At 36.6% G+C, this 20,111-nt stretch carries 16 protein-coding genes; 12 read left to right on the top strand and 4 right to left on the bottom strand.

Going from position 1 to position 20,111, the window contains the following annotated elements:
- Window positions 1-46: 46 nt before the first annotated feature.
- Window positions 47-2,686 carry a TonB-dependent receptor gene (locus FLA105534_RS07105; protein WP_173965338.1) on the bottom strand — a complete coding sequence of 880 codons (2,640 nt, stop codon included), beginning with the start codon at window positions 2,684-2,686 and terminating at the stop codon, window positions 47-49.
- A 166-nt stretch (window positions 2,687-2,852) separates the two neighbouring features.
- Here FLA105534_RS07105 and FLA105534_RS07110 point away from each other — a divergent pair, with 166 nt between their 5' ends.
- The 3 genes from FLA105534_RS07110 to FLA105534_RS07120 all read left to right on the top strand — a co-directional run bounded on the left by FLA105534_RS07110 (window position 2,853) and on the right by FLA105534_RS07120 (window position 4,867).
- Window positions 2,853-3,878: a LacI family DNA-binding transcriptional regulator gene (locus tag FLA105534_RS07110; protein WP_070906102.1), complete on the top strand. Its 1,026-nt coding sequence runs from the start codon at window positions 2,853-2,855 to the stop codon at window positions 3,876-3,878.
- Window positions 3,879-3,919: 41 nt separating this feature from the next.
- Window positions 3,920-4,273 carry a hypothetical protein gene (locus FLA105534_RS07115; RefSeq protein WP_173965339.1) on the top strand — a complete coding sequence of 118 codons (354 nt, stop codon included), beginning with the start codon at window positions 3,920-3,922 and terminating at the stop codon, window positions 4,271-4,273.
- A 72-nt stretch (window positions 4,274-4,345) separates the two neighbouring features.
- Window positions 4,346-4,867, top strand: a complete 522-nt coding sequence (locus FLA105534_RS07120; RefSeq protein WP_173965340.1) for a helicase — start codon at window positions 4,346-4,348, stop codon at window positions 4,865-4,867.
- Window positions 4,868-5,083: 216 nt separating this feature from the next.
- Here FLA105534_RS07120 and FLA105534_RS07125 read toward each other — a convergent pair whose 3' ends face one another.
- Entirely contained in the window at window positions 5,084-5,635 is a 552-nt protein-coding gene (locus FLA105534_RS07125; RefSeq protein ID WP_173965341.1) for a hypothetical protein, read from the bottom strand.
- A 116-nt stretch (window positions 5,636-5,751) separates the two neighbouring features.
- Between FLA105534_RS07125 and FLA105534_RS07130 the strand changes: the two genes are divergently transcribed.
- The 7 genes from FLA105534_RS07130 to FLA105534_RS07160 all read left to right on the top strand — a co-directional run bounded on the left by FLA105534_RS07130 (window position 5,752) and on the right by FLA105534_RS07160 (window position 15,966).
- Window positions 5,752-8,526 carry a 2-oxoglutarate dehydrogenase E1 component gene (locus FLA105534_RS07130; protein WP_173965342.1) on the top strand — a complete coding sequence of 925 codons (2,775 nt, stop codon included), beginning with the start codon at window positions 5,752-5,754 and terminating at the stop codon, window positions 8,524-8,526.
- Between the two features lie 77 nt (window positions 8,527-8,603).
- A complete protein-coding gene (gene odhB, locus FLA105534_RS07135; protein WP_173965343.1) occupies window positions 8,604-9,839 on the top strand; it encodes a 2-oxoglutarate dehydrogenase complex dihydrolipoyllysine-residue succinyltransferase in 1,236 nt (411 codons plus the stop codon).
- A gap of 217 nt (window positions 9,840-10,056) precedes the next feature.
- Complete coding sequence (locus FLA105534_RS07140) at window positions 10,057-12,522, top strand: TonB-dependent receptor (RefSeq protein ID WP_173965344.1); 2,466 nt, start codon at window positions 10,057-10,059, stop codon at window positions 12,520-12,522.
- A gap of 58 nt (window positions 12,523-12,580) precedes the next feature.
- Complete coding sequence (locus FLA105534_RS07145) at window positions 12,581-12,913, top strand: hypothetical protein (protein ID WP_173965345.1); 333 nt, start codon at window positions 12,581-12,583, stop codon at window positions 12,911-12,913.
- Window positions 12,914-12,931: 18 nt separating this feature from the next.
- A complete protein-coding gene (locus tag FLA105534_RS07150; RefSeq protein WP_173965346.1) occupies window positions 12,932-13,234 on the top strand; it encodes a hypothetical protein in 303 nt (100 codons plus the stop codon).
- A 3-nt stretch (window positions 13,235-13,237) separates the two neighbouring features.
- Window positions 13,238-14,797 carry a PepSY-associated TM helix domain-containing protein gene (locus FLA105534_RS07155; RefSeq protein ID WP_173965347.1) on the top strand — a complete coding sequence of 520 codons (1,560 nt, stop codon included), beginning with the start codon at window positions 13,238-13,240 and terminating at the stop codon, window positions 14,795-14,797.
- A 56-nt stretch (window positions 14,798-14,853) separates the two neighbouring features.
- On the top strand, window positions 14,854-15,966 hold the full coding sequence (locus FLA105534_RS07160) for a PepSY-associated TM helix domain-containing protein (protein ID WP_173965348.1): 1,113 nt from the start codon (window positions 14,854-14,856) through the stop codon (window positions 15,964-15,966).
- Between the two features lie 45 nt (window positions 15,967-16,011).
- On the opposite strand, the gene FLA105534_RS07165 is transcribed toward FLA105534_RS07160, so the two are convergent.
- Window positions 16,012-16,359 carry a toxin-antitoxin system YwqK family antitoxin gene (locus tag FLA105534_RS07165; RefSeq protein ID WP_173965349.1) on the bottom strand — a complete coding sequence of 116 codons (348 nt, stop codon included), beginning with the start codon at window positions 16,357-16,359 and terminating at the stop codon, window positions 16,012-16,014.
- A 209-nt stretch (window positions 16,360-16,568) separates the two neighbouring features.
- Window positions 16,569-17,564 carry a TlpA family protein disulfide reductase gene (locus tag FLA105534_RS07170; RefSeq protein ID WP_173965350.1) on the bottom strand — a complete coding sequence of 332 codons (996 nt, stop codon included), beginning with the start codon at window positions 17,562-17,564 and terminating at the stop codon, window positions 16,569-16,571.
- Between the two features lie 157 nt (window positions 17,565-17,721).
- Between FLA105534_RS07170 and aspS the strand changes: the two genes are divergently transcribed.
- Window positions 17,722-19,473, top strand: a complete 1,752-nt coding sequence (aspS, locus tag FLA105534_RS07175) for an aspartate--tRNA ligase (protein ID WP_173965351.1) — start codon at window positions 17,722-17,724, stop codon at window positions 19,471-19,473.
- A gap of 403 nt (window positions 19,474-19,876) precedes the next feature.
- Window positions 19,877-20,071 carry a cold-shock protein gene (locus FLA105534_RS07180; protein WP_007137066.1) on the top strand — a complete coding sequence of 65 codons (195 nt, stop codon included), beginning with the start codon at window positions 19,877-19,879 and terminating at the stop codon, window positions 20,069-20,071.
- Window positions 20,072-20,111 lie beyond the last annotated feature (40 nt).

Raw genomic sequence — 20,111 nt, forward strand, 5'->3', positions numbered from 1 at the left:
GTTTCAGGTTTAAAGTTTCAGGTTTCAAACATACATTTAACATCTCTTAAAAATTAATCGCAACCGAAAATCTAAAAGCACGTCCTAAAATAGGTCTTGCCATAAATACATCGCTTGCGGCTGATGTTGTTTGTCTTGGATCACCTTCGGTTAAACCAATTTCATTGAACAAATTCGAAGCATCAACTGCAAAACGAAGATTATGATAGGTATAATTTAAACCTGCTCCCACTTCTTTATACGCTGGTAAAACTTGTTTGTTGTCTTGATTCGTGAACTTTTTATCGTAGTACGAAAACTGAACATAAGCGGTAAAATCTTTTGTAATGTCTACTTCCGGTCTTAAGTTACAGAAAAATTTAGGGATTCTTCGTGCCGTATTTCCGTTAAAATTAAATGTAGAGCCATCTGCATTTGTACCTGTAAAATTATCGTACTCCGGTTTTTGAACGGTAAACGTAAAGTTCAGCTTTACCATTTCATATCTCGCATTCGTTTCTACTTCAAGACCAATATTATTTACATCGGCGAATTTATTTTCAGAAGATCCATCCGATAAAATATCTGTAAAGGCAACATTTTTTAAGCCCATGTGAAACAAATTGGCATTCACATTAAAGAAAGAATTAGAATATTTATACCCCAACTCAAACTGATTCACCTCGGTATTTTCCAGTTTGCTCAAATCGGCCGCATTATCATAAAAAGACTCTTCGATAGGCGATCTGAAACCATGACTGTAACGTACATATGAAGCCATATTGTCATTGAATTTGTAGTTTCCGGCAGCGGTATACGACCATTCGCTCACATCATATCTCCAGTACGTATACGGATTTCCTTTAACCGTTGTTACCTTATCATCGGCCGTATTGTTATCTAAAATCCCTACATTCTCTGCAAAAAAACGAGCATTGTCTCTGTAACCGGAATATTTGTCTTTGTTGTATCGTAAACCGGCATTAAAAGTCAGATTGTCTGTTGCTTTGATTTCGGCATCGGCATAAACATCATTCAAAAGTCCTTTGGTTTGCGCATCCCTTTCCAACCATGTAATTCTTTCCACCCCGTTCCAGGTATGATTTACTCCGGTTGTATTGTCTTTTACATTTAACAATCTCGGATTATCTGAAACCCCCACTAAATACGAGTTCCAGTTCCAATATTGATTCGATTTCCAGTTCGAATAATAGTACCCTGCTGTTAGTTTTACCGGATCTAAATCAAATGCAAAAGAGAAGTTATTGGCAAAATTGCTCATCTTTTTCTCGATATGCCAAAGATCTGCTCTCATGATTAAAGCATTTGGATCAAGTGTTGCGCCGTTATCTACATAAGAATAGGTAAGATTACTGGCCGTTGTATTCTGAACACCGCTTGCATAAGCGCTTTGTGTCCACGGACCTCCATTTGGAAAAATAGCATTGTAATTCAAATTGATACTCGTTTGTTTGAATGCATTTTTAAAAGTCACTTTCTCCGATATTTTATTTTTAAATTCAGCACCAATCGAGTTGATTATCGGATGAGAACCGTCTTCTAAATCGGCACTAAAAGTTCCGCCACCGTATTGAGGCACATTTAAACGACTGAAATTTACTGACGTCAGTGTTCCATAATTAGGATTAAAGCCCGGAATTCCTTCGATTTTTCCATTATTACTTTTTAACGGAATTGGCAGGTAGAAGGTATTTCTGTCGTCTAGGTGTTTGAAGTTAATTCTCAAATAATCGTTGTCATCAAACTTATACGTAATGTTTCCTTTTATCTGCCCTCCTTTATTAGCAGTAAACCCTGTATTTCTTACGCCATTATCAGCTCTGTAAAAACCTCCTATATTAAAGAACAATTTGTCCTGGATTAAAGCACCCGATAAGTTCAGATCTGTTCGGAACATCCCATAATCCGAAGTCGAGAATTTAGCTCTTCCCTGAAAGTCATTCTGACCCGTCTTAGAAATGAAATTGATGATTCCTCCCGGAGCATTATTGGCAAAAATGGATGCCGAGCCTCCACGAACCGCTTCCATTTTACTCACGGTTTCGTCTAATCGGTAAAAAGTATCGGCATTTGCAAATTGCAGTGCACCATCTTCAAAAACAGGTAATCCGTCTTCCTGAATCTGTACATACTCATACGCTCCTGCAGACGGGATTCCTCTTGCAAAAAGGTTATTCCCAATTTCTCCTCCCGAGGCTTCTACCACAAATCCGGGAATAGTCTGCAATAAAGCCGCCGTACTGGCCGGAGCTCTGTCTTCGATAGCCTTAGCGCCCATTGTGGTAATGGCCACACTGGATTCTAATTTAGACCTCGGACTTGAAGATCCTGTTACTACAACTTCTTTCAGACTTTGGGATTCTCCTTCGAGAAGTAAATTTACCTCTAAAGATTCTCCTTCTTTTACTGTAATTTGTTTTCCAAAGGTTTTATAACCAATATTAGTGGCTACAATGGTATAATCTCCTGCGGCAAGGTTCGCAAATACGAACCTTCCGTTTTCGTCAGTAATAGTATTTTTATCTGTTCCTTTAAGCGAAACATTGGCTCCCGGAATGGTTTGGCCACTCTCATCGAGTACCTTTCCCGAAACGGTATTTTTATTCTGAGCAAACAGATGGTTTGGAACAGAGATTAAGCACAATATCAAAAATAATATGCCTAAATAAGAATGTTGCTGTTTCATGATTTTTTGGTTTAGTTAGTAAATCTTTCATTTGTGAATGTAAACTTACTCAAGGAATTAACTCTAATTTAAGAATTCCAAATCGAAAACGTTTTCGAAATGACCTAAAACGTTTTCGGAAGTTAATTTTTTACTAATACACTTTATTTTTTAGTACTTTTATTTCATGAATGACACAAAATTAATAGATATAGCCTCGGCATTGGGAATTTCGGTTACCACGGTTTCAAAAGCACTAAAAGGCTATACAGATATTAGCAAGTCTACACGTGCCCGGGTGATCGAAATGGCCGAAACCATGAACTACATGCCCAATTCGGTTGCGGTAAACCTGAGAACCAATGAAACCAAAACAATAGGTGTCATTATTCCGGCCACCGTGCATCATTTCTTCTCAAGTGTCTTAAATGGTATTCTCGAAGAAGCCGAAAAAAGAGGCTATCTTGTCATTATATTACAATCCAACGAAAAATACGAACTGGAGAAAAAACAGCTGGCCCTATTAATTCAAAAACGTGTTGACGGGGTTCTGATGTCGCTCTCTAACGAAACGGATGATTTTACTCATATTAATGAAGCCATCCGCAAAAACACGCCCGTTGTTTTATTTGATAAAATTGCCAAAAGAGTCGATTGTTCCAAAGTCGTAATCAATGATGCCAAAGCGGCATTCGATGCAGTTTCTTACCTCATTAATAAAGGATTCAAAAAGATCGCCCATTTTAGAGGTTCTTATGTTCCGCAAAACTCCATCGATCGTTTCTTGGGATACAAAAGAGCTTTGGAAGCACACGGAATTGAATACGATTCCAAACTGGTTTATGTGTGTGACAACAATACCGATTTTGAAGACGGTTACGAAAATGCCCAGAAAATAATGACGGAACACCCGGACATAGACGCAATTTTTGCCATCACCGATTTGGTTGCCATCGGAATTATCAAATATTTTAATGAAGCGGGAATCAAAACACCGGAACAGGTAGCCGTTTTTGGGTTCAGCAATTGGTTTATGAGTACCGTTATCTCACCCAAACTAACTACAATTGACCAGCCCGGTTTTGAAATGGGGCATCAGGCGGTTTCGCTTTTAATAGATGAAATTGCAGACCTGAAAGAACATCGACCGGTGACACATCAAATTATTGAACTTCCTACAAGAATCATTGAAAGAGAATCAACCGTTAAATGATTTTTTAGTTTTAACTTTGCGTCAATTCTTAAAAAGCATCAATGTTTCCGATTCCTGAAAATACCGATATTTTATTGGCTGATGCCGAAAGTGAAAATCTATATTTGAGTTTGATTGAACAGATTAATAAAGACTTTAATTTGGCCAACGAAGGAATCGATTTTCCGATGAGTATCTCTCCCGAAGAACTAAAGATTCAGCTTCACGAAAAAATCTACCGAATGATTCAGTACAAATTTGCTGAATACCTGAACCTGCTTTATATTATCGATGTTTCTGAAAATGAAATTAAAAAACTCGACGGTTCTGATTTAGTGATTTTAGCCGAGCAGGTTTCTTTTTTAATTTTAAAAAGAGAATGGCAGAAGGTTTGGTTTCGAAATTATTATAAGTAAAATACCAGGCTTCTCCATTATTCACAAAAAGAAAACTCAAAGTTTCAATCGCTAAACTAAATTTCATATAACATGAACAGTTCAAATAGCAACCTTAAAAACGAGTTAACAATTGAATATGGAGGTTTTTCCAAAGAAGACTTACTGCAAAAATTAAAAGCGTCTACTATCATGCTCAATGAATTTGCTGAAATTATCTTTTCAAATAAAGCATTTAAGACCTCTAAAAAAAAGAAGTTAATTTCGATAAAAGAAATTTCAATAAATGAATTAGGATTTCCGAATGGTGCAACAATATCTGAAATAAAAGAATCTCTGAAGAAATTTGGATTATCCGAATGTCCACTGGAAGCAGCCCCATATTTACGACTCAAATTACTCAACCAAGAAGAAATCACTGTTTCTGAGCACCAAAAAAACAAGGCACCTCTTGGTTCCTTAACAATCTTTACCAATTCTATTAGTAACGACGATAGTTTCCCAAAAGGATTTTACCTTAGAAAAATGAACGGTCAATTGTGGTTAAGGGGATACACCTGCTCCTTAGATTTCGTTTGGAGTCCAGATGATCGATTTATATTCAAATGTCATTAAGAAACAGCAACAGATTCAAAATAAAAATAAGCACTTTGTAGAGGAAAATGTCTTTTTTGATTTTAAGAAGAGAATTACAAAAAGTTTGGTTCCGAAATCATTACACTTAATTAGGCGCAGAGGTACAAAGTTGCAAAGCGACAGAGGCTTCCCTTCTTTGCAGTAAAATTTGTTTTCAAAACCTTTGAACCTTTGTCTCTATGTCTCTTTGAACCTTTAAAAGTACACTCTCACAAAAGGCATAAATCCGGATCCGTAAAGACTGGTATCCTTATTAAACAAAACATCGTAGCGGGCTCCAATCGTTACACTTCCGGTTCTGTAACCTGCGCCAAGGTATAAGGCAGTATTCCAATAATTATCGGAATAACTTGGTCGGTAAGGAGTCGATTTATAATCCGTATTTACACGAACCTGTTCTAGTTCGGCAGACAATTGAATTTCAGGAATTGGATTCACAAGTCCAATCAGACTTCCACCATAAACAAAAGAGCTGTAATAGTTTTTGGAGGACAGGTAACCAAACTGCAATCCAACACCAACAGATACAATTTCGTTTACATTATATATAGCACTTGGCAAAACGGAAATATCCGTATATCCGGAACCAATTCCTAAACCAAGACCTCCTCCAAATTGAACTTTCTCCCAAAAATGATTACTGTTGTCTATAACATATTTTTGCTGTGCAATTGCAGAACTTGAAAATAAGACTACCAAAATCACAAAAAAAGTTTTGAAAACGATTGAAATTTGATTTTTATCCATAGTTGAGTCTATTTTTAACAAATTTTTACGTAAAAGTACGTAAAAAAAAGATTTAAATAAATGTGATTGTTGTACTTTTGCGATTCTATTTAACAAAAAGTATATTCACTCATATTATGGATAGGTTTTCATTTTTAAATGCAGCGCATACAGAGTTTTTCGCACAATTATATGATCAGTATTTAGTAAACCCAGATAGCGTTGAGCCAAGCTGGAGAAGTTTTTTTCAAGGTTTCGATTTTGGACAAACGACTTATAATGACGAAAATCCGGTTCAACGAATTGTTGAATACGTAACAAACGACAACGTAGATTGTAGTTTAGTTTCTGATAAATTACAAAAAGAATTCAATGTCCTAAAATTAATCGATGCTTACCGTACACGCGGGCACTTGTTTACCAAAACAAACCCTGTTCGTGATCGTAGAACATCGTCTCCAACTTTAGACATTGAAAATTTCGGATTAACAACTGCTGATCTTTCAACAGTTTTTGATGCTGCTCAGGCAATCGGAGTAGCCCCTTCTACATTACAGGATATCGTAACACGCCTTCAGACTATTTACTGCCAACACATTGGTATCGAATACATGTACATCAGAAATCCCGGCGTTGTAAAATGGATCCAGGACAAACTGGCTGTAAACGTAAACCAGCCAAACTTCTCTTCTGAAGAAAAGAAAACAATCTTAAATAAATTAAACCAGGCCGTATCTTTCGAGAATTTCCTACACACTAAATATGTAGGTCAAAAACGATTCTCATTAGAAGGTGGAGAATCTATCATCCCGGCTTTGGACGCTTTGATCGAGCAGGCTGCCGAAAAAGGAGTGGAACAATTCGTAATGGGAATGGCTCACCGTGGTCGTTTGAACGTTTTGGCTAACATCTTCGGAAAATCAACTCAGGATATTTTTGGTGAGTTTGACGGTAAAGATTACGATCAGGAATATTTTGACGGTGACGTAAAATACCACTTAGGTCTTACAGCTGACAAAAAAACAAGAACAGGAAAAAACATCAACATCAATTTAGCACCAAACCCTTCTCACTTAGAAACGGTTGGAGCTGTAATTGAAGGAATCACAAGAGCAAAACAGGACAAATACTATCCTAACGATTTCTCTAAAGTATTACCTATTGCCGTTCACGGAGATGCTGCAATCGCAGGTCAGGGAATCTTGTATGAGATTATTCAAATGGCTCAACTTGACGGATACAAAACAGGCGGTACGATTCATATCGTAATCAACAATCAGGTTGGTTTTACCACTAACTATTTAGATGCACGTTCGTCTACGTACTGTACCGATGTTGCCAAAGTAACACTTTCACCGGTATTACACGTAAATGCTGATGACGCTGAAGCTGTGGTACACGCCGTATCTTTTGCATTAGACTACAGAATGCAATTTGGACGCGACGTATTTATTGACTTATTAGGATACAGAAAATACGGTCACAACGAAGGTGATGAGCCTCGTTTTACACAACCGGTTTTATATAAAATCATCGCGAAACATAAAAATCCAAGAGATATTTATGCAGAGAAATTATTGTCTGACGGCATAATCGATGCTACTTATGTAAATGCTTTAGAAAAAGAATACAAATCGGCTATGGAGGAGAACTTAGAAGCTTCCCGTAAAAAAGATTTGACAATTATAACTCCATTCATGAAAAACGAATGGGATGGATTTGTTCAGGTAACAGATACACAAATGCTTGAAAAAGTAGACACTACTTTTGATAAAAAAGGACTGGACTCTATCATCGATACAATCTCAACCTTACCATCTGACAAGAAGTTCATCAACAAAATAACTAAAATTGTTACGGACAGAAAAGTAGGATACGACAACAATACACTTGATTGGGGAACTGCAGAAGCATTGGCTTACGGTTCACTTTTAACAGAAGGATTCGACATTCGTATTTCTGGTCAGGACGTAGAGCGTGGTACTTTCTCTCACCGTCACGCAGTTGTTAAAGTAGAAGACTCTGAAGAAGAAGTGATTTTATTGAATTCTATTGAGAACAAAAAAGGGAAATTTGGTGTATTCAACTCTCTTTTATCTGAATATGGTGTTCTTGGTTTTGATTATGGATATGCATTAGCCAATCCAAATGCCTTAACAATCTGGGAAGCACAGTTTGGAGATTTCTCTAACGGAGCTCAAATCATGATTGACCAATACATCTCTTGTGGAGAAGACAAATGGAACAACCAAAACGGTATTGTTTTATTATTACCTCACGGATATGAAGGTCAGGGAGCTGAACACTCTTCTGCAAGAATGGAACGTTACTTACAACTTTGCGCAAGACACAACATGTATGTTGCCGATTGTACAACGCCAGCCAACTTCTTCCACTTGTTAAGAAGACAAATGAAAACAAATTTCCGTAAACCTTTGGTCGTTTTCTCTCCAAAAAGTTTATTACGTGATCCAAGATGCGTATCAACTGTTGAAGAACTAGCAACAGGAACTTTCCAGGAAACGATTGATGATACTACAGTAAACAAAAAAGACGTAAAATCTTTAGTATTCTGTACCGGTAAATTCTACTACGACATTGTAGCTGAAAGAGAAAACAACGGAAGAAATGATGTTGCAGTTGTTCGTATCGAGCAATTATTTCCTTTCCCAGTGGAACAAATCAAAGAAATCATTGCACAATATCCAAATGTTGACGATTATGTTTGGGCACAGGAAGAGCCTAAAAACATGGGAGCCTACAGCTTTATGCTGATGAACTTTGACCTTGTAAAATGGAGATTGGCCTCATTAAAAGCTTATTCTGCTCCTGCATCAGGAAGCTACACGCGTTCAAAACGTCGTCATGCTGATGCGATTAGAATGGTTTTCGATAAAAATTTATTCAGATAAAAAAATGTTTCAAGTTTAAAGTTTCCGGTTTAACAACAGGAAACTTTAAACCATAAAAACCTTAAACAAAAAATAAGATGATTTTAGAAATGAAAGTCCCATCACCAGGGGAATCAATAAAAGAAGTTGAAATTGCAACTTGGTTAGTAAAAGACGGAGATTATGTAGAAAAAGATCAAGCTATTGCTGAAGTTGATTCAGACAAAGCTACTCTTGAGTTACCGGCTGAAGCAAGCGGAACAATTACGCTAAAAGCAGAAGAAGGTGATGCAGTAGCAGTAGGCGCTGTAGTTTGTTTAATTGATACAAGTGCAGCAAAACCGTCAGGATCTGCTCCGGCAGCTGAAGCTCCAAAGGCTGAGGCTCCAAAAGCGGAAGTAAAAGCTGAAGCACCAAAAGCAGCTCCGGTTCAGGCTCCGGCAGCTACAAGTTATGCAGCGGGAACACCATCTCCGGCAGCAAGAAAAATATTAGACGAAAAAAACATAGCACCGGCAACAGTTTCAGGAACTGGTAAAGGAGGCAGAATCACTAAAGACGATGCAGTAAACGCAGTACCTTCAATGGGAACTCCAACAGGAGGAAGCCGTGGAACTGAGCGTACTAAATTATCAATGTTACGTCGTAAAGTGGCTGAGAGATTAGTAGCTGCTAAAAACGAAACAGCAATGTTAACGACTTTCAATGAAGTTAACATGACGCCAATCAACCAAATTCGTAACGAATACAAAGATGCTTTCAAAGCAAAACATGGTGGTCTTGGTTTAGGATTCATGTCATTCTTTACAAAAGCAGTTACAAGAGCGTTACAATTGTATCCGGACGTAAACTCTATGATGGATGGTGATTATAAAGTAGCTTATGATTTTGCTGATATCTCTATTGCAGTTTCAGGACCAAAAGGTTTAATGGTTCCTGTAGTTCGTAACGCTGAATTGTTGACTTTCCGTGGAATCGAAGCTGAAATCAAAAGATTAGCACTTAGAGCACGTGACGGTCAGATTACTGTTGACGATATGACAGGTGGAACTTTCACTATTACTAATGGTGGTGTTTTTGGAAGTATGTTAAGTACTCCAATTATCAACCCTCCTCAATCAGGAATTTTAGGAATGCACAACATTATTGAGCGTCCAATTGCTGTAAACGGTAAAGTTGAAATTCACCCAATGATGTACGTAGCACTTTCTTACGACCACAGAATCATCGACGGACGTGAGTCAGTTGGATTCTTAGTAGCTGTAAAAGAAGCTTTAGAAAATCCGTTAGAGTTATTAATGAATGGCGATGCTAAACGCGCTTTAGAATTGTAATTGTAATAATTTTCTACAATCATATAAAACCTGCTCATTCATTTGAGCAGGTTTTTTTTCTTAATATTAGCTTAAATTCCGCTTAAGATGTTAAAATTTTAAACAAATAAAAATTTAAACCCTTAAAAACTATTTTATTTAGAATAAATAAGAATAACTTGCTTGGCTTGTATTCTGCAATTAAATTTGCACTATTCAAATTAATTCTAAATAAAAAATGAAATATAAGTTTACCATTCCCCTTTTAAGTTTCTGCTTTTTCCTATTGGCCGCTACCACAATTTCGGCACAAGGAAAAGCATCTCTAAAAGGTCAGATCAACCTAACTAACAATCAGGCTGCCGATAATGCAACTATTGTATTAAAAGGAACCAAGATTGGAACCAACACAGACAGTAAAGGTTTTTACGAGATTAAAAACATAAAACCGGGAAGCTACATCATTAAAGTTTCGGCTGTTGGACATTCTTCCAAAGAAAAAAGTGTTTCTCTTAATGCCGGAGACGAAATAGTAGAAGACTTTACAATCAGTTCAAACTCTGAACAACTGAACGAGATCGTAATCAACGGTCACGGAAAAAAGAATCCATTAGCCCGTAAAGAAAATCAACAAGTATCAAGATTACCACTTAAAAATCTTGAAAACCCGCAAGTTTACACTACTATTACAGGTGAATTACTAAAAGAACAGGTAGTAACCAATATTGACGATGCTCTTAAAAATGCACCGGGATTAACCACACTTTGGGCCTCAACAGGACGTGGAAATGATGGTGCAGGCTATTTCTCTCTAAGAGGTTTTGCTGTTCAGCCTACTATGATTAACGGATTACCGGGACTAACAAACGGAAGCCTTGATCCTGCCAACATCGACAGAATCGAAGTAATCAAAGGTCCCTCAGGAACTTTGTTTGGAAGCAGCTTAATCTCATACGGAGGATTAATCAACATTACAACCAAAAGACCTTACGATCATTTTGGAGGAGAAATCACTTATACTGCCGCAAGTTACGGACTAAACAGAGTTACTGCAGATATCAACACTCCTTTAGACGATGAACACAAAGTAAATCTACGCATCAATTCTGCTTATCACAATGAAAATAGTTTTCAGGATGCAGGATTTAAAAAATCATTCTTTTTTGCCCCTTCCCTATCTTACGAAGTAGACGACAAACTTTCATTCTTTGTTAATACTGAATTCATGAACAATAAAGCCACCAATCCAACTATGCTGTTTTTGGACAGAGGTGCTGCTTTACGAGTTCACAATATGAAAGAACTTGGATACGATAACAAGCATTCTTATACCAGCAACCAACTTGCTATAGAAACTCCATCTTACAACCTGCAAGGTCAAATGGTTTATAAGTTCAACAGCGAATGGACTTCTCAGACGGTTCTTTCAAGAGGATCATCAAGATCTGAAGGGTATTACTCATATATATATGAAGGAACCAAACGCTTTTCGGAAATTAAAGAAGGTATCGTCTTAGATCGTTATATCAATTACCAGAATTCAACAACCTTAACTACTGATATTCAACAAAACTTTATTGGTGATTTTAAAATCGGTAAGTTAAGAAACCGAATTGTTGCCGGTTTCGACTATTTCAACAACTCTTCTACAGACAACGGAACCAGCTATATTAGCAATGGAAGCATCTATATTGGTAATGCAAGTTTACAAACCGTAAACGAAAATGTTTTCAAAATTACCGATCCTACAAAATATATTACAAGTGGTGATAGTGGAAATTTATCAAAATCCGGAACTGATGCTCTTTTAGCAAAAGCAACAACCAACAATAATAAAACAAAGCAGGAAGTTTACAGTGTTTATGTTTCAGACGTAATCAACTTTACGCCGGCATTGTCTGCCATGGCAAGTTTACGTGTTGACCGTTTCATGAACGCAGATAATGGCGGATACAATCAGACTGCTTTTTCTCCAAAATTCGGATTAGTATACCAACCTATTTTAGACAAAGTCTCTATTTTCGCCAATTATATGGATGGATTCTCAAACGTTGCCCCTGGAGAAGATATGAGCGGTGGTGTTAGAACCCCTAGAGTTTACAACCCGGAACACGCCAATCAATTTGAGGTAGGTACAAAACTTAACTTATTTAAAGATAAACTTTACGCTACTTTCAGCTACTACGATATTAAAGTTTCAGATCAGGTTTACAGCATTAGAACAGATGCGACCAACTCAACTTCTTACCAAAATGGGGGCCAGAGAAACAAAGGTTTTGAAACCGAAATCGTTTCTAACCCAGTTGCCGGTTTAAACATCGTGTTTGGTTACAGCTATAATGACGCCGTATTAACTGCCGGTGATCGTGAATTTGTAAATTTCAGACCGGAAAGTGCCGGAGCACAAAACTTAGCCAATCTTTGGGCGAGTTACAAATTCCTGGAAGGACCACTACAAGGCTTTGGACTAGGTTTTGGAGGAAATTATGTAGGTGATAACAAAATCATGAACAGAAAAACAACCGGAGCATTTACAATCCCGGAATACACGGTACTAAACTCCTCTCTTTTCTATTCTGCAGAGAAATTTACTCTGACTTTAAAAATGGATAACATCGCCAACGTAGAGACTTACGATGGCTGGTCTACCATTCACCCAAGAAACATGAGAAGTGTAGCAGCAAGCTTCGCTTACAAATTCTAATAAAAACAAAAAAACACCTTTCTTTGAGTTGAAAGGTGTTTTTTAAATTCTGTCAATCATGATAACAATTGCAAGTCTTATCGTTTTTTTAGCTTTTTACACCCTTTATTACACCTCGAAAAGAGCTACATTATCGTATGATTTAGGTTTTGAAAAATGGATGAAAAGCAATCCTAAACCAACCAAACTTTTGGGCCTGGGACTTCTTTTACTAGCTTACACTCTTTGGTTGTTTACACAATCTTTATGCTGCGGAACTTTTATGTTCTTCATTCAGCTCATGACCATTGGAAGTCTCATCATCATTTTAGCACCGCTCAAAAAAGTAAACCGATACGCAATTCTTGCTTTTTTTATACTCGCTGCTTTACTGGAATTTTACTACTATTAACTTATTGCTAACCAAAATATGCCGGCAAATCCAAAATATTTAACCCAATCCAAATGGCAACGATTTGCCAAAATTACAGCGGCTATAGTAGGCGGCTATTTTGTTTCAGTTACTTTTCATTTGGCCTTAGCGGCCTGGTTCAACCGTGCCAACATATTAATGACCATGGCTTTTAGCGGATTCATCCTTTGGGTGGCCCTTATGGTTATTGCTTTCCTGGCCAAAAACGGATGGAAAATCTGGGGAATTTACATCCTCCTTTCTTTAGTTTTTTCTCTTTTAATATACCTTGGTCAAACCTACAATCCAATAGCAAAATAACCTATGAACAATCGTAATTACAACATCTATTTTCATACTCATACCGTTAGCGGAATTGTGATTAGCGTAGTCCTTTTTGTGATTTTTTTCGCAGGGTCCTTTTCTTTCTTCAGAGATGAAATTATCAATTGGGAAAGAAATGAATCTACTGCTTTAACCAAAGAAATCCAGCTCGACTATACTTCAGCGTTACAAAAACTGGACAAAGAATACGTCTTACATGGAAGAAACATTACCATTTCAAAACCAAGTACAGAACGGAGAGTGGCTGTTTATATGGAGGGTACAAAAGATACCCTGGCCCCTAAAAAACAACAAGAAGGATCGTTCTTCTACCTTGATACCAAAACCTTCAAAACCTTTACCTACGAAGATTCTTATTCTTTAGGAGAATTTTTATACCGCTTGCATTTTCTGGCACAAATTCCTTATCCTGCCGGTTATTACCTTTCGGGTTTCACCGCTTTGTTTTTTTTATTTGCCATCGTAACCGGGCTTTTACTGCATTGGAAAAAAATCGTCTCTAACTTCTATATCTTCCGTCCAAAAGAAAAACTAAAAACCTTATGGACAGATGCTCATACCGCCTTAGGAATGATTGGTTTGCCTTTTCAGTTTGTATATGCCGTAACCGGAACTTTTTTCATGATTAAACTCTTAATTGTGGCCCCGGCTGTAATGGCATTGTACAAAGGCGATCAGGATAAGCTATACAAAGAATTAGAATATACTGATCCTGATTACAAGTTCGACAACAAAAAATTAGCCGCTCCATTTAATATCGATCAGCTTGTTGCGAAAACAAAAAGCAGCTGGAAAGATTTTGAAATCACTCGTGTTTTCATTCAGAATTACGGAGATGCCAACATGCATGTTCTGGTAGAAGGCCAAATGTTAAGTCATAAAAAATTCACTGGAATTGGGAAGATCGTTTATCGAATTGCGGACGGAAAAGAAATTGCCCGAAAAAATCCGATTACGCAAAACAACTATCTCGATGTGGTAAAAAATGTTCTGTATCGCATACACTTTGGCGATTATGGGGGTTATGCTCTCAAAATTGTAAGTTTCGTTTTAGGCATAATTACCTGTTTTGTCATCATTTCGGGAGTTATGATTTGGTTAGTCGCCAGACAAAAAAACAACTTACCCGAAAAGAAAAGACGCTTTAATGCCGGAGTCGTTCGTATTTATTTAGCCATATGTCTGAGCATGTATCCGATCACGGCCTTTGCTTTTATTGCTGCCAAAATATTCCACCCTCTTACTCAGGATCAGTTATACATGGTTTACTTTATAGGATGGCTTATTCTTACCCTATTTTTCATCCTTAAAAAGAATGATGCCTTTACCAACAAATGCTGCTTAATTTCAGGAAGCATATTAGGTTTTTTAATCCCAATTACAAACGGAATTGTATCCGGAAATTGGTTTTGGACATCTTTTATGCAAAACAGAATTCAAGTCTTCTTTGTAGATGTTTTTTGGATATTCCTGGCCTCCATAACCCTTTATGTCGCCTATTCATTAAAACCTAAAAACGAAGCCGTTTCTAAAAAATAAATAAAATTACTTGCTCCCCATTGATTTTGCGTATAATTTTGCGTTTTTACAATAAAATGGGATTCAAAACACAAATACGATTTCTACACAAATGGCTCGGATTAATTTCCGGGCTTATTGTTTTTATTGTCAGTATTACGGGTTGTATTTTTTGTTTTCATGATGAGATAAAAGACCTTACCCGAAAAGAATGGCGGTTTGTTGAACCCCAAAAAAAGCCTTTTGTACTACCCTCTGTATTACAGGAAAGAGCCAAAGAAATTCTTCCAAATTACAAATCGACTATGGTTTCGTATTATGGAAAAAACCGTTCTGCAATTGTTTACACCTATGCTGATAGCGAGAATAGATACCTCTACTTCAATCCCTACACCGGAAAACATTTAAAAATTGAAGATCCCGAAACTGATTTTTTTATCATTGTCGAACGCATTCATTTATATTTACTTTTACCTGATTATATCGGAAAACACATTATTGGGAGCGCAACTATCATCTTCCTTTTATTAGTAATCACAGGACTTATACAATGGTGGCCCAAACGAAAAAGCGATCTGAAACGAAGCTTTACTGTAAAATGGTCTGCCAAATGGAGACGTGTCAATTACGACTGGCACAACACCTCCGGATTTTACATTTCGCTATTAGCAGCCATTATCGCCATAACCGGTCTGACCTTTACTTATGAATGGGTGGGTGATGGAATCTACAAAACATTCAATTTTGGCGGAGATAAAGCTTTAGAAACAAAAGCACCAACCATTGATACCACTAAATTTAGCAGCAATTCAATTAGTGCAATCGATCGTGCTTTTACTACGACCGTAAAGCTTCAGCCTAAAGCCGGAATGTATTATGTCACATTTCCGCAGCAAAAAGGCGACATAATCGGTACAGGAGCTTACCCTCATGCCTTGCGATACGACCATCAAAGCAATTATTCTTTCCATCCAAACAGCGGAAAATTAATCCAAAGCGACCCATACCACAAAAAAAGTCTGGGTTTACAGGTCGTCGAAATGAATTACGGTATTCATACCGGACAAATCCTAGATCTGCCCGGAAAGATTCTTGCTTTCCTTATCAGCCTGACGGCTGCAGCTTTACCTGTAAGCGGTTTTATAATCTGGTACGGAAGAAACAAAAAGTCAAAAAAAGTAAAAGCATAAAAAAACCGCCTTTAAAAGCGGTTTTATAAATCATTCGAAATTTTATTAATTTCTGTTTGCTAAAGCATTTTTCTGTAAATTTTTAACGGATGCTACTTTGCTGTTTTCATAAGCAACTTCACAAAGATTTTTGTCGTTAAAGAAAATCCATTTTCCAGTTTTCACTCCTTCAGTGTACTCTCCAACCGCCATCTTATTTCCTTTTACATCATACGATACCCAAACACCATCTAATTTACCATCTTTAAAGAAACCTTCTTGTTGAATATTACCATCTTCATAGTAATAAGTAGCTTTTACTTTATTTCCAACAACTTCCAATTCCGGTTTTATCTCTTGTGCAACTAAAATTCCAGAGAACAATATTGCAACTAAAATTACACACTTTTTCATATCTTTAGGTATTAATGTTATCAAATCTTTATCAAATATAATCAATTGTTTACATTAAAAAAACTTTTGCTTAACAATTTGGTAACATTGAATAAAAACTTAACATTGGAAATTTCCCAAAAACAAAAAAACCAAAGCTTATGCCTTGGTTTTACTAGTGTTTTATAAAAATACCAAAATTACACTGGTAATGTAATTTTGAACCTAAATTATTTCAATAAGGCATCTAATTGCACCTGAAGCTCCGGAGATGAAGGTCTTTCAGCATCACTGCTTAAAATATTACCCCTTGGATCTACAATAATAAATCTGGGAATTCCGGTTACTCCGTAGCTGGTTACAAACTCCGATTCCCAATCTTTATCTGCAAACAATTGAATACCTCCTAACTTCTTATCCGCTACAAACTTCTTCCATTTTTCATTATCCTTTGCCTTGTCAATAGAAACACTCACAAACTCAATATTTTTTCCGTGATACTTCTCTTCTATTTTTTGCAAGAACGGAATCTCAGCTCGGCATGGCGCACACCAGGTTGCCCAAAGATCAATATAAACATACTTTCCTTTTAAATCAGATAGCTTTGTTTTTCCTCCTTTGTGATTCTCATAATCAAAATCCGGAGAAGGAGTTCCGGTCATCTTATTTGCTTTCGCAGCACTTTCATACTCACTTACAGCATAATTATTAAAACTGTCAAATTTCTTTTTTACAGCCGTTTTAAATTCCGGATCAAAATTACCTTTCTCTAAATTTTCCAGATCCGTTTTCAGCTTTGTTTCCAAAAGCGATGCAAACTCTTTCGCTTCCTTAGTAAAAGCTTCCGCTTGAAACTTCTCATCTTTTAAACTCTGCTGCGCCAGAAAATTACTTTCATCAACCCCTTTTCCTTTATAAACAATCGTTTCGTCAAACTCCTTAGCATTCATCGTCAGATTAATATCCGAATTTGGCTTTAAATACAAATAAGAAGCTTCTGTTCCATCCGAAAACGTATAAAATCCTTTTGGAGCATCAAAAGAAGATACAAAAGTTTCCTTTTTATTAATTGGAATCACCTGTTTAAAATTATTCTTTCCTGTAATTACTAAAGTATCGCTGTTTCTGTTCGTAATTTTAGCGGTAAATTTAATTGGACTCTTGGTCTGACCAATAGCACCCAAAGCGCTACAAATCAACAAACCAGTTAAAATAAATTTGTTCATATAAATTAAAGTTTTGATTTTGCTATTCAAATCTAAAGAAATTAGAGCCGCAAAATTTAAGAATTAACAAAATATTTCAAATTTATAAGCATCAAGTCATCACTTTACTATATTAATTTGAATTTTGTGTTTACTTTTGCAATCTAAAATTTTGATCATGTATAGAAGTCATAATTGTGGCGAATTAAACGCCTCAAATATTAACACGGAAGTTACACTAGCGGGTTGGGTTCAAAAATCACGCGATAAAGGATTTATGAATTGGGTTGATTTACGTGACCGTTATGGAATTACACAACTTATTTTTGACGAAAGCCGTAGTGATAAAGCAGTTTTTGAACTAGCAAAAACACTAGGAAGAGAATTTGTAATTCAGGTAAAAGGAACTGTAATTGAGCGTGAAGCTAAGAACAAAAATATTCCAACCGGTGAAATCGAAATTTTAGTATCCGAACTAACCATTCTGAATGCCGCTTTAACTCCTCCTTTTACCATCGAAGATGAAACTGATGGAGGTGAAGATATTCGAATGAAATACCGTTACTTAGACATTAGAAGAAATCCTGTAAAAAACAGTTTATTATTCCGTCATAAAGTAGCGATGGAAGTTCGTAAATATTTATCGGACTTAGATTTCTGCGAAGTAGAAACTCCATACCTTATCAAATCGACTCCGGAAGGTGCCAGAGATTTTGTTGTGCCAAGCCGTATGAACGAAGGACAGTTTTATGCCTTACCACAATCACCACAAACTTTCAAGCAATTATTGATGGTAGGTGGAATGGATAAATATTTTCAGATTGTAAAATGTTTCCGTGACGAAGATTTACGTGCTGACCGTCAGCCTGAATTTACACAAATTGACTGTGAAATGGCATTTGTGGAGCAAGAAGACATTTTAAATATTTTTGAAGGACTGACCAGACATTTATTAAAAGAAATTAAAGGCATTGAAGTAGACAAGTTCCCAAGAATTACCTACGACTACGCCATGAAAACCTATGGAAATGACAAACCGGACATTCGTTTCGGAATGGAATTTGGTGAATTAAACGAATTTGCACAACACAAAGACTTTCCCGTATTTAATGCTGCCGAACTAGTTGTGGGAATTGCAGTTCCGGGAGCCGGAAATTATACCCGTAAAGAAATTGACGGTTTAATTGACTGGGTAAAACGTCCGCAGGTTGGAGCATCAGGAATGGTGTATGCAAAATGTAACGACGATGGAACTTTTAAATCTTCTGTAGATAAATTTTACGATCAGGACGATTTAGGCCAATGGGCAAAAATTACTGGTGCAAAACCTGGAGACATGATTTTTGTACTTTCAGGGCCTGCTAATAAAACCCGCGCACAGCTTTCGGCTCTTCGTATGGAATTGGCAACTCGTTTAGGATTGCGCAAACCGGAAGAATTTGCTCCGCTATGGGTAGTTGATTTTCCTTTATTGGAATTAGATGAAGAATCAGGGCGTTACCACGCAATGCACCACCCGTTTACTTCTCCAAAACCGGAAGACATGCAATTATTAGAAACCGAACCAGGAAAAGTACGCGCCAATGCTTACGATATGGTATTAAACGGAAATGAAATTGGTGGAGGATCTATTCGTATTCACGACAAAGCAACTCAGCAATTGATGTTCAAATATCTTGGTTTTACCGAAGAAGAGGCAAAAGCACAATTTGGTTTCTTAATGGACGCTTTCCAGTTTGGAGCACCTCCACACGGAGGTCTGGCATTTGGATTAGACCGTTTAGTAGCAATCTTAGGTGGTCAGGAAACCATTAGAGATTTTATCGCGTTCCCAAAAAACAATTCCGGACGTGATGTTATGATCGATGCACCTGCTGCAATCGACGAAGCTCAATTAAAAGAACTTGCCATTAAATTGGATTTGAAATAATTTTTTCTCCTTTTTGAAAAAATAAAAAAAACGGCAACTAAAGATTCAGTTGTCGTTTTTTTATGCATTTTGTCGTCATTTTGTTCTTTTTTCGTGTTAATAAAATCTTAAACAACAAAGGCGAACACCAGTAAAATCAAGCATTTTCTCACAAAAAACAACCTTGCCCTTAACGTATTCCGCTTAATATACAAAAAATTTGTAAAACATAAGCTACTTTTTTAACATTTATTTATAATAATTAATGATTCTCAAATAAAGCACTGTCATACCAAATTTGATGCAATATAAATAGCGAAAAGACTGTGAATCAATAATTTTTACAAAAATTTAACAGGTATATGTCTTTTGTATGAATTTATATATTACATTTGCTTTATTATAAATTATTATTACAATTACAATGCGTACAGGTACAGTAAAATTTTTCAATGAATCTAAAGGTTATGGATTCATTACAGACGAAGAAACAGGAAAAGACATCTTCGTTCACGCTTCAGGAATTAACGCGGAAGAATTACGCGAAGGTGACCGTGTAAGCTATGAAGAAGAAGAAGGAAGAAAAGGGAAAGTTGCTGCTAAAGTAGCAGTAATCTAAGAAAAATATAGCAATTTATTTTTTTTGCCTCTGAATGGTT

The organism is Flavobacterium collinsii (assembly GCF_902804485.1).
Lineage (GTDB): Bacteria > Bacteroidota > Bacteroidia > Flavobacteriales > Flavobacteriaceae > Flavobacterium > Flavobacterium collinsii.